We start from the raw sequence: 12,094 nt of genomic DNA on the forward strand, positions 1-12,094 counted from the left end.
CAGTTGAACATGTCCGAGCGGCTCAAGCTGTTTGTCACGATCTGCCATGCCGTCCAGCATGCCCACCAAAAAGGGATCATCCATCGCGACCTGAAACCGTCCAATATTCTCGTCACACTTCAGGATGGTCAGCCGCTGGCAAAGGTCATCGATTTCGGCGTGGCAAAAGCGATCGGCCAGAGCTTGACCGTCAAAACGATTTACACCCGGTTCGCGTCCATGGTCGGCACGCCGGCCTACATGAGTCCCGAACAGGCGGCGATGAGTACCGACGATGTTGACACGCGGAGCGACATTTATTCGCTCGGCGTGTTGCTCTATGAAGTGCTGACCGGTTCGACGCCGTTTGCCCCGGACCGGCTGCAAAGCGCGGGGTTTGATGAGCTGCGACGGATCATTCGCGACGAGGATCCGCCGCGACCGAGCACTCGTCTGAGCACGCTGAACAACGAACTGGCAAGCACCGTCGCCGTCAATCGACGGCTCGACCCGGCCACGCTGTCCTCGGCGATGAAACGCGATCTGGATTGGATCGTGATGAAGGCGATGGACAAAGATCGAAACCGAAGGTACTCGACCGCCGGCGCGATGGCCGAGGACGTTTCGCGGTTCCTGAACGACCAACCGGTCGAAGCACGTCCGCCTTCGACGTGGTACCGATTCTCCAAGTTCGCCCGGCGAAACAAGGTCGGCCTCTCGACCGCTTCGATTGTCGCCTGTGCCTTGCTACTGGGGACCGCGGTCAGTGTCTGGCAAGCCCATACGGCGATCAATGAACGCGATGAGAAAGAGATCGCGTTGGAAGAAGCACGTGCGGCCGAGCAAGTTGCCAACGCCGCTCGGCTCGAATTGGAACGCTTCAACGATCGGCTCAACTCGACCACCGTTCTGCTGGCATCGGGGCGAGCCAATGCCGACGGTCAACGCTGGTCGGAGGCCTACCAGGCCTACACCGAAGCAACAGGCGTGTTGCCGAAATACTTCCTGGTCTGGCTGGAGCGAGGCGGGCTCAATGCAAAACTCGGCCGCTGGGATGCGGCCGCGGCTGATTTCGCAAAAGCGGTCGAAATCGGCTGCCCGATCGAACAGGCTGAACTGTCCGGCGTTCCACAATTGTTGTTCTTTGCCGGAGAATCTGCCGCCTACGACAAATTGAGCAACGAATTACGACGCGTTGAAAAAGACGATCCCATGGCCGTGACCATTCGAGGGCAATTGGTCGGTGACGTCACCGAATCAGCCGCCGCAGAGTTGGCCGATCGTGTCGAGCAGATGCTCGCTGCCATGCCCAACCCGGACGACTCCGAGCCGAACCACGAATCGGATCGCAGACGACGGAAATATGCCGAGATGTTCTATGGGGTAAACCTTTACGTCGCCGGTTGGGCGCATTTGCGAGCCGGAAATCATCAACGCGCGCTCCAGCGGCTTCAGGAATCGAATCAGGCGAATTGGTTCGGACGCGGTATCGCCCATCCGCTGCTCGCGATCGCTCACCACAGAACGGGCAACGCGGAGGATGCCGTTGGTTCGTTCGAGCAATCACAGGCACTGCTGGATCGATTGCTCGATGAAAGCGTCAGCCAGTCCAAGGGCTCGCCGGTGATCCCATGGATCGACTGGATCGAATTCCTGTTACATCACCGCGAGGCCAGTATCGTCGTGAAGGGGCATACACCGGCCAACGACCCCCGAATGCAGCAGATGGAACGTTTTGCCGATGAACGCATTTCGGGTTGAGCAGCTTCGCCGGCCGCTGGATTGTTGACGCTCGATTTTTCTGCACCGTTTTGCCTGGCCCCGAGTTCGTGTGGTTTACGCATTAACCAAGTGGAGGCTTGAGTCCTGATGTGAGGTCCATTTTCGCGGCAAAGCGGAAATGCAAATCGGCACAGGGTTTTCGGCCACATTTGGGACACATCGGCCGGTGATGCTCGGTGGGCAGTCCTGCCGTCTGACGCCAAACGCCGTGGGTCGCTAGAAAGGGAATTGACCATGAACTTATGCAAATCGTTTCTACTGTTCGCCTTCATCAGCATCACCGCACAGGCGCAGCATCCGTTATCGATTTCGGTCGGCGACGCATCGATCAGGCCCAGCGATTCGGCCGGCCCCGAGTGGCTCCGCGACCGAGACTTTTCCGCTGACCGGTTCGGTTGGAGGCGGGATGAATGGAGCCGAAACCAATCCGCGCCGCCAGCCGGCGGACTGATGCATTGGTTCATCCATCGCGACTCGGACAACAGCCTCGGGCTGACGCAGCTGGAGTTGCCACAGACCCACCGATTTCTGTTCCCGGAACTCGACGAAGACGGCAACGGAGAACTGAGCCGTTCTGAGATTGGACGTTTCGAAACCTTTGCCCTCGGTCAGTTCGACGGGCTGCAATTGCGAAATTCCCTCTGGAATGATGACGCACCGTCCACTCAAACGACTCGGCGATTGAAAGAAGTGATGGATTCCTTTCTAGCCGAGAATGCCGAGTCCGATGCCAGTGCCGCCTCCGAGATCGCGTCCACCAACCGGGCCGCGTGGACATCTTATGTGTTTACCGTTGCCGCGATGATGATCGCCGCCTTCAGCTTTGGGCATCTGCTGACCACTTCACCGCCACGTCGTCATCGCTGGACTCAAATCGATGCGTCGCCCGATGCGACCCGTTCGGTCGTTGAATCGCTGGTGCTGATCAGTCTGCTCTCGATGATCGACTTGTTTTGGACGACGATTAAATCGACGGAGACTCATTTTCATGAGATGAATCCGCTGGGAAATCAAATCTTGCTCAACGGCGACTCCCTGACCGCATTCAAGCTGATCAGCGTACTGGCCAGTCTGTTGCTGTTGTTTTTTCTCCGTCAATACAAAGGCGCCCAACTTGCATCGTGGTGGGGGTGCTTGATCTGCACGCTCGTCACGTTTCGCTGGATCGTCTTGGATTCTGCCATGCTCGGATAAGCCCTGCTCGGATAAACCCTGCGGGGCCGAGCGAACCATTCCCCCGACCTCTTTTTCTCTCTTCCCTGGAAATTGAACCAATGCTCAAGTTGTACCTCGCCAGTCTGTTCTTCCTTTGTTCCGGTGTCATCGGTTTCGCAGCCGATTGGCCGCAGTGGCAGGGACCGGATCGAAATGCGATCTCGAGTGAAGACTCCCTGCTGCAGCAATGGCCCGAGGGCGGTCCGCCGTTGGCTTGGCGTGTCGACGGACTGGGCGGCGGTGACAGCGCACCGGCGGTCGCCGACGGCAAGCTTTTAGGGATGAGCAATCGGGACGGCAAAGAAATCGTCTGGGCACGCTCTGAAAGCGACGGCAAGGAAATCTGGTTCACGTCGTTGGGTGATGCGATTGACCAACGCGTGCCGCAGTCGAAAGAAGGCCCCGGATGTACTCCCGCCGTCGACGGCGAGCGGTTGTATGTGATCGGCATGAGCGGACGCGTCGCCTGTCTGAATGCGGAGGATGGCCGCATCGTTTGGCAACGAAGTCTCGTCGATGATTTCGGCGGTGTGTTGCCGATGTGGAGTTACCGCGAATCACCACTCGTCGACGGCGACCAAGTCATCTGCACACCGGGGGCCTCCGATGCGATGATCGTCGCGCTCGATAAGTTGACGGGAGAGACGATTTGGAAAAGCCAAATGCCCGATCAACCCGCTGAGGAACAGGGGGATCGTTCAACTCGTCAGGAAACCCCGCGTCAGGAGACTCCGGCTCGCGACCAAGCTCCCCCACGCGACGCACCGCAGCGTGGCGGACCGGGCGGATCCGCACCGGAAATCAGCGGCACCGAGAACGCAGAATTGTTTCAGAGCGAGCATTGGGGCATGACCGGTTTTGCCTACAAGGTTCCCAACGGAAACTACCTCGCCAAGCTCTACTTTGCCGAGACGTACAACGGCATTACCGATGCCGGCCAACGGGTGTTTGCGTTCAACGTCGAAGGCCGAGAGTTCAAGGACTTTGACATTTGGGCGAAGGCTGGCGGACCGCGAAAGGCCTATGTCGAATCGGTTCCGGTCGAGGTGACCGATGGCGAGCTGAACATCACGTTCACGCGAAAGGTCGAGAATCCGGCCATCAAAGCGATTGAAATCGTTCCGCAAGGAGACGGGGCGAAGGCGAGCGAGACCATTCGCATCAACGCCGGTCGGTCAACGCCTTGGACCGATGCCAAGGGACAGGTTTGGTTGGCCGATCAAGGGTTCGCCGATGGTCAAACCAATCCGGGAACCTTCAATTTTGCCGGCGGTCGTCCGGGCGGCTTCGGTGGCCGCGGCGGTTTCGGTGGCGGACGCGGTGATTTTGGCGGACGCGGCAGTTTTGGCGGACGAGGCGGTGCCCGCTCGGGCGCGGCGTACTCCTCGGTGATCGCCATCGATTTTGAAGGCCAACGACAATACGTTCAACTGACCGCCAAGTCACTCATCGGAGTCTCGGCCGACGACGGCACGCTACTTTGGCAATACGATGCACCGGCCAATGCGATGGGGATCAACTGTTCCACACCGATCTATCAAGACGGTTTGGTGTTCGCGGCGTCCGCCTACGGCAGCGGCGGCGGTGCGGTGAAGTTGTCCAAGGGCTCCGAGGGCAAGATCACCGCCGAGGAGGTTTATTTCACCACCAGAATGCAGAACCATCACGGCGGGATGATCGTCGTCGATGGCTGTCTCTATGGAGCCAACGGAGGGAACGGTGGCGGCATCATGACCTGCCTGGACTTCCAAACCGGCGACACGTTGTGGCGTGACCGCGAGGGGCCGAAGGGATCGTTGCTGTTGGCCGACGGGCGTCTGTACCTGCGTGGCGAAGAGGGAGAGATCTTGCTGATTGAACCTTCGCGAGACGAACTCATCGTCCGCGGCCGCTTCGACCAACCCGACCGCAGCAGCGTCCCCGCCTGGGCGCATCCGGTTGTCGCCAATGGCAAACTTTACATCCGCGACCAAGGTCTGTTGCTTTGCTACGACGTCGCGTCGAAGTAGTCGAAACATCGCGTCTGACGACTGAGCCGATAGGGCTAGTGCTCCGCCTTCAATTTCTGTTTGGCTTCATCCGTTTGCCGGTTCTTCACCGATCGGTCGGACGGATCAAGCTGACGGAAATCATGGCGCAACGTTTACTGCAAACTTATGGTTTCCCGATCAACGACGGGAAACGAAAGGACGTGGCTTGCTCGATCAGACCGCCTCGACGCTGGGGCAAGCCCTCCAGAAAGGGTTGCACCTGGTCTGCATACGCCCGCTCGGCGTACTGATGACTGACGATCCCGGTACCGTTCTGCGATCGCGTGTAGATGAAGACATTGAATTCGGCGATGTCACCTTGCCAGATCGCGAAGTCGATTCCGCTCGTCGAACCATCCCCGCTGTGCCAAATCGCGTACGGAGCCTGCGGGTTCATCTGCAACAGCGAATCTGCGGTGGAATATGCCATGGCGGCCGGTTCAGCGTCGATCGGATGTTCGCAGATGGAAATCAACTTGCTCCAACGCTCCAACGTTTCACCTTCGGGGATATATTCATGCAGCGTTCCCGTTGATTCGTTTTCGGTGGAAGATTTCAGCGAAAACGTCTGTCCTTGGAATTGAAACGCGGTCGGCACGATGTCCGAATGGCCGGGACCGCTGGCTGCCACGCCGGTCGATCGAGACGACACCAGAGTCGCTTCGGCGGGGATCGACGCTTGCTCATGGTCCACCGCTCTGCCCAGAGTCCCGACGATCGCCAACAAAAAGACGATCCCTACCATCAGTGCGATGGGGCCCAAGAGGATGACCAGCAAGGCGATCAGGATCCAATTGCGTCGCGGTTTGGACGCCGCGTCGACTGCCATGGGGGTGGAATAGGGAGTCGGGTGGGAGGCGGTCGGCGATTGGTGATTCATAGATGTCGCGTTGGTGCAGCAGAGGAAGAATCCGGGCACCCAAACCGGTGCTCGGCACCGAAACCTAGCTCGCCACTTTAGTAAGCCGGCCGACGGGCTAGGAAAACCCCCAACGTGAAAAAATAGGCCCCGCTTCGAACGCTTACTTTGTGACACGTTTCCACGTGATGACCGCCGGCTCGCTGTCGTCGTCGATCAGCATGCCGCGAACCTCGATGAAGGTGTCGCCGGTCACTCGATAGATGTAGGACTGTGGCACGTCTGCCGTACGGCCCCGGTTCGCCCCGGCGGTGAACCGGTTGTTGAAGAACGTAAAGATCCGCACCTTGCCGGTGGTCTCCAAGCGGAACTCCGAGGTCTTCGATTCGACGACACGGTCATCTGCGCCCGTAATCGTCAGCGTCGTTTCGTTGCCGCGATGTTGCTTCGTGATCGTGTACGTGCCCGTCTCGGTTTTCACGGTCCGAACCCACGTTCCCTGAACCTCGGCCAAATCTTCAGGAGAGGATTGCAGCGTCTCGGTTTTCTGGGGAGAACTCGAAGGGACTTCTGCGAAAGCTGACCCGCCGACACAGACGCAGGCGAACAGGCAGAGTGGGGTGATGTGTTTCATGATGAATCGGGGGAAGGGCGCGTGGAGGCAGATCAATACGTGGCAGAATGATGAAGGCACGAGGGGCGGGGGGCAAGACGATGCGGGGGAAAACGATGGGACGTCCGATGGGAGGCTGAGTCGAGTACGGTCGGTTCTCCCATCATTCTGCCCCGAATCATTCTGCCATTTCTCTCGCGAAAACTGCTTCTGACTCTTTTCACTTTGTCGACCCTTTTTCATTCGTCTTGATGAAGACGTCGGCGAGAGGGATGCGATATGTTGATGCCTGTTCGGCGTCTCGATCCCATGGTGGAGCAATCGGGCGGGTGGGCATCGCATCCTGAACGAAGAACCGGAAGGAAACAAACGTGGCAGATGGAATCATAGATCCGGCCGTGACCGGCAAAGCGACTTGGACGGAAGCGTGCGTGGATACCGAGTGCTTCATGCTCGGATTGAAAAAACGCAACACGGGACAAAAACTGTTTCATCAGGCGGTGCGTGAGTTCATCGAATCGGTGATGCCTTTCGTGCAGCAGAACCCGCAATACCAGAAGGCCCAGATTCTCGAACGGATGACCGAGCCGGATCGGATCGTCATCTTTCGGGTCACCTGGGAAGACGATGCCGGGAATGTTCGCGTCAATCGGGCGTGGCGCGTTCAGTTCAATAATTCCATCGGGCCTTACAAGGGCGGCCTGCGTTTCCATCCCAACGTTAACTTGGGCGAATTGAAGTTCCTGGGCTTCGAGCAGACCTTCAAGAACAGTTTGACGGGGTTGCCGATGGGAGGTGCCAAGGGCGGAGCGAATTTCAACCCGAAAGGCAAGAGCGATCGCGAAGTGATGCGGTTCTGTCAATCGTTGATGATCGAACTGCATCGGCATATCGGCGAAGACACCGACATCCCTGCCGGTGACATCGGTGTCGGTGCGCGGGAAATCAGCTACTTGTTCGGGCAATACAAACGGCTGCAAAACCGGTTCGTCGGAGTGCTGACGGGCAAGGGGCTGGCGTTCGGCGGAAGTCTGGTGCGCACCGAAGCGACCGGGTACGGCTGTGTCTATTTTTGCGAGAACATGCTGAACCATTCCGGTGACAGCATCAAGGGAAAGACGTGCGCCGTGTCGGGTTCAGGGAACGTCGCCATCTATGCCGCTGAAAAGGCGCACGAGTTGGGTGGAAAGGTGGTCACGCTGTCTGACTCTGCAGGATTCATTCACGATCCGGCAGGCATCGATGCCGAGAAACTCGCGTTTATCAAGGACCTGAAAGAGGTTCGCAGGGGGCGGATTGCCGAGTACGAGGAAAAGTACAAGGAAGCGAGCTTTTACGCCGGTCAACGACCCTGGGGTGTTCCCTGTGACGTGGCGTTCCCTTGCGCGACGCAGAATGAATTGAATGTCGACGAAGCGAAAACGCTGATCGGCAACGGTGTGAAGGCCGTTTCCGAAGGTGCCAACATGCCGACCGAGTTGGCCGGTGTCCACGCCTTTCTCGATGCACGCGTCTTGTTCGGCCCGGCCAAGGCTGCCAATGCCGGTGGTGTCGCGGTTTCCGGATTGGAACAAAGCCAAAACGCGGTGCGGATGTCGTGGGGTCGGGACGAAGTTGATAGCCGGCTGAAAACGATCATGCGCGAAATCCACGACAAATGCGTCTCTAACGGAGATGCCGACGGCTACACCAACTACGTCCGCGGCGCCAATCTCGCCGGCTTTAAAAAGGTCGCCGATGCGATGTTGGCCTACGGCGTCGTGTGAGCGGATGGCGGAAAAGGGGGCAGACTAAGACGGGGCAGCATGATGAAGGCGGGGAGAGCGGGGGGCAAAACGATGAGGGGCAAAACGATGAAACATCCCGTAGGAGGCTAAAGTCAGGCCTTGTCGGTACTCTCATGATTCTGCCCCGAATCATTCTGCCATCTCCCGCGAAATCTACTCCTGAACCTCTTTCGTTTGCCTCTCGGCACTCGCCCTCGTTGGGCGGGTGGGGTGCCCCTTGGTAAATGAACCAAAAGCAAGACAATCGGATTGACCGGTGTGATTGACGAAGCCACGGCCCCTGTATTTTGCAGCGACAGAGCGAATCGGACCTACGTTTCAAGAACGTAGTCACCGCAATTCCGCTTTTTGTCGAGCCGAAAACCATGTCCTGGTCGATTTCAAATTGGCTCCCTCGCGCCTCGTCTTCCCATCGGTCATCGAAAGCGACGGGAAAATACCTGCTCGATGCTGCGGTTCTTGAAAAACGACTGCTGTTCAGTGCGACTCCGATCGCGCCCCCGGTCATCGACGAAGCGGAAGTCGACTCTGGGCAGGCCGAGTCGTTGGTGGTCGACGTCGCCACCTCGACATCGACCTCGACGTCAACATCCGGCGGGTCTGAATCAAATGACGGACAACGGACATCTCGATTGCAGTTGGTCTTCGTCGACGCGGGAGTCGAGGATCACCAACAGCTGATCGATGACCTGCGGGCGAGCAATGAGACCGCGGATCTGGAAATCTACTTACTCGACGGGTCACGCGACGGCGTCGAGCAGATCACCGAGATCTTGAGCGGCTACCAGAACGTGGACGCCATTCATCTGTTGTCTCACGGGAACGATGCCAAGCTGCGTCTGGGCAACTCGACACTGGACGGCGGAAACCTGGCTGGGTACGCGGGGGACTTTGCCCATTGGCAGGCCTCGCTGACCGCTGAAGCAGACCTGCTTTTGTACGGATGCGAGCTGGCGGAAACAGACTCGGGTGTGGCAATGCTGGAAGCCCTTGCCGCGTTGACCGGAGCGGATGTGGCAGCGTCCACTGACGACACCGGACATGCATCGCTGGGCGGCGACTGGGAGTTGGAATACGTCGGTGGAATCATCGAGTCGGACTCGATACTCGATCTGCAATCCAATTCGCGCTGGAAGGGTGTGCTGAGTGCTCCCGATATTGCTGCAACCGGCGAGATTCGTGTCAATGGCACGACGACTGGCGTGCAGACAACCAATGCCGGCTCCACGTCAGTCGCCGTCGATGATGCGGGGAACAGCATTGTCGTTTGGACCGAGCAGTCCGGCCTGGATGGAGACGGATATGGGATATTTGCTCGTCGTTTCAATGACCAAGGGATTCCACTTGGTGCCGAGTTCAAAGTCAACGAGACAGTGGCCGGTAGTCAGTCGGCCCCCGTCGTGGCGATGGACAGTTCGGGGCGATTTGTGATTGCCTGGGTTTCTGATGACGGCAGCGGCAGTGGAATCTACCTTCGTCGTTTCAACGCCGATGGAACGGCCATCGATACCAACGACCTGCTCGCCAATGCCGCCATGATCAGCGGGGATCAAAAAGATTTTGACATGGCGACGAATGCCTCCGGCCAGATCGTCATCGTGTTTGACAATGAGGGGCCGGGCAATGCGCTATGGGCAAGGACGTTCGACTTTACCGCAGCGGCACTCGGGGACGAATTGCCGACGACACTCAAATCGATTGCGATCAGTGGCCTGCCGACACTTCCTTCGGTCGACATCAACGACGGCGGAAGAATCGTCTTCGCGTGGCAGGAAAGTTCCTCGATTTACAGCGCGAGCTATGATTTCGCCGGATTGACGGCGGTTGGCCCAACTCACGAGTTAAATGGTGGCACCGTCAATGAACGTGAGATCGTTGTCGCCGTTCGCAGCGACAACGACTACGTCGTTGCATTTCGGTCGGATGTCGGAGGGTCGGAAGGAGTGTGGACACGACTGATTCCCGAAGCAGGTCCATCGGGCATGCAACTCGCCACACTCGTCTCCGGCGGCGCAACCGCGACCAGCCCGAGCATTGATATCGATGATTCGGACAACTTCGTGATCACGTATCAGAAAGCGGACGCCGCGGGGACCGGAACGTACAAGCAAGCTTACACGTCAAACATGGTCAAGGCCGGCGGTGAATCGCTGGTCAATCAGACGACCGCCGGCGAACAGACCGCAAGCTCGATCGCTATTCACGATTATCAAAACGCAGTCGTGGTCTGGAGCGGAAACGGAACCCAAGCGGGACACGTCGACGGGGACGGAGTGTTCCTGCGACAGTTCTCCAACACGCCTCCCGTGGCTGACTTGACCGCCGGCGCACCGTACACGATCAACGAAGGCGACTCGCTTACACTGGATGGATCCAACTCCTCGGACGCTGACGGCGATACGTTGACGTATGCCTGGGATTTGGACAACGACGGAATCTTCGGCGAGACTAACGAGCCCTTGACCGCGACCGCGGTGGTCAATTGGGCAACGCTCGCCAGTTTCGGAATCGACGACGAAGGGACCTACACGATCGGTCTGCAGGTTAATGATGGGAACGGCGGAGTGACGACGGCGACAACCACCGTGACGGTCATCAACGCGGCGCCCGTGATTTCGGCGACCGGTGCCGCAAATGCACTTTCCGGCAGCAGCTACACGCTGAATCTTTCCGCAACCGATCCGGGCGATGACACCATCACCAGCTGGCGCGTCGATTGGGGCGACGGCACGATTGTGACCTACGGCGGCAATCCCAGTAGCGTGACCCATACCTATTCCGTCGCGGGATTGACGCACAATCTGCTGGTTTCCGCGACCGATGAAGACGGCACCTGGTTCACCGCAGACTTGTTCGTCGCCTCGAACAACACCACCCCCGTCTCTCGATACGATGCGTTGACGGGTGTTTTCCAGAATGGCCTTGGAACCAGCGCGACGTTAACCAAAGCCCGGGGGATCCGATATGGCGCCGACGGGTTGCTGTACGTGTCGGGGTTCGATTCGAGCAACGTCCAACGATTTAATCCAGTCACCGGGGCGTACGTCGACGATTTCGTCGTGGCGGGCAGCGGCGGCATCGACCAAGCCGACGGTTTGGCCTTTGGCCCCGATGGGCATCTCTATGTCACCAGTCACCGCACCGATGAAGTGTATCGATACAACGGCACCACGGGTGCCTTCATCGATGTCTTTGTGACGGCTGCGTCCGGCGGATTGGACCATCCCTTCTTCATTGATTTCGGGCAAGACGGCAACTTGTACGTTGCCAGTGAAAAAACCAATAGCATCCTGCGCTACAATGGAACGACGGGCGCCTATCTCGATCAGTTCATCACGACGGGGCTTGGGGGACTGACCGATGCGTCCGGTTTTGGATTCGGTCCAGACGGCAACTTCTATCTCGCGTCGACCTTTACCGACGAGATCTTGCGGTACAACGGAACCACGGGCGCGTTCATTGATGTCTTCGTGACAAGCGGGCTCGGCGGTTTGGATGATCCTCAAGGAATCGAATTTGGTCCCGATGGTTTTCTTTATGTGACTGGAAAGACCAGTAACAACGTGCTGCGGTACGATACCTCTGGGAACTTTATCGATGAATACATTCCGGCCAGCAGTGGACTGTTGACGCCTGGTGCACTGGAATTCTCGCCGGCGCATCAGGTGACCGTGCTCGCAGTCAACACGGCTCCGCTGGCGACCAACATGGGCCAAACGATCGGCTACACCGAAGACGATTCGACCGTCGCGATCGCTGACATCGTGGTGACCGATCCCGACGTCGGGGAAACGATCACGGCAACGTTGACGCTGAACTTGCCCGCCAC

General features: G+C 58.3%; 7 protein-coding genes. 5 read left to right on the forward strand and 2 right to left on the reverse strand.

The window, feature by feature from the left end; all coding sequences use genetic code 11:
• From ABX749_RS07275 to ABX749_RS07285, 3 genes are all read left to right on the forward strand, one after another.
• Positions 1-1,740 (forward strand): protein kinase (locus ABX749_RS07275; protein ID WP_372895387.1); only part of this gene is annotated, 1,740 nt, incomplete at its 5' end.
• A gap of 255 nt (positions 1,741-1,995) precedes the next feature.
• Positions 1,996-2,955 carry a hypothetical protein gene (locus tag ABX749_RS07280; RefSeq protein ID WP_372895388.1) on the forward strand — a complete coding sequence of 320 codons (960 nt, stop codon included), beginning with the start codon at positions 1,996-1,998 and terminating at the stop codon, positions 2,953-2,955.
• Positions 2,956-3,035: 80 nt separating this feature from the next.
• The gene (locus ABX749_RS07285) at positions 3,036-4,985 is read left to right on the forward strand and encodes a PQQ-binding-like beta-propeller repeat protein (protein ID WP_372895389.1); all 1,950 of its coding nucleotides are present in this window, start codon (positions 3,036-3,038) and stop codon (positions 4,983-4,985) included.
• 145 nt (positions 4,986-5,130) lie between these two features.
• Here ABX749_RS07285 and ABX749_RS07290 read toward each other — a convergent pair whose 3' ends face one another.
• Positions 5,131-5,886, reverse strand: coding sequence for a hypothetical protein (locus tag ABX749_RS07290; RefSeq protein WP_372895390.1), 756 nt, complete (start codon positions 5,884-5,886; stop codon positions 5,131-5,133).
• A 142-nt stretch (positions 5,887-6,028) separates the two neighbouring features.
• A complete protein-coding gene (locus ABX749_RS07295) occupies positions 6,029-6,499 on the reverse strand; it encodes a hypothetical protein (RefSeq protein ID WP_372895391.1) in 471 nt (156 codons plus the stop codon).
• Between the two features lie 428 nt (positions 6,500-6,927).
• Between ABX749_RS07295 and gdhA the strand changes: the two genes are divergently transcribed.
• Both gdhA and ABX749_RS07305 read left to right on the forward strand, forming a co-directional pair.
• Entirely contained in the window at positions 6,928-8,244 is a 1,317-nt protein-coding gene (gdhA, locus tag ABX749_RS07300; protein ID WP_372895393.1) for an NADP-specific glutamate dehydrogenase, read from the forward strand.
• A 386-nt stretch (positions 8,245-8,630) separates the two neighbouring features.
• Positions 8,631-12,094, forward strand: a 3,464-nt coding sequence (locus ABX749_RS07305; protein WP_372895392.1) for a DUF4347 domain-containing protein, incomplete at its 3' end; no start/stop codon positions are given.

Origin of the sequence: Stieleria sp., assembly GCF_041595215.1 — a bacterium.
Lineage (GTDB): Bacteria > Planctomycetota > Planctomycetia > Pirellulales > Pirellulaceae > Stieleria > Stieleria magnilauensis.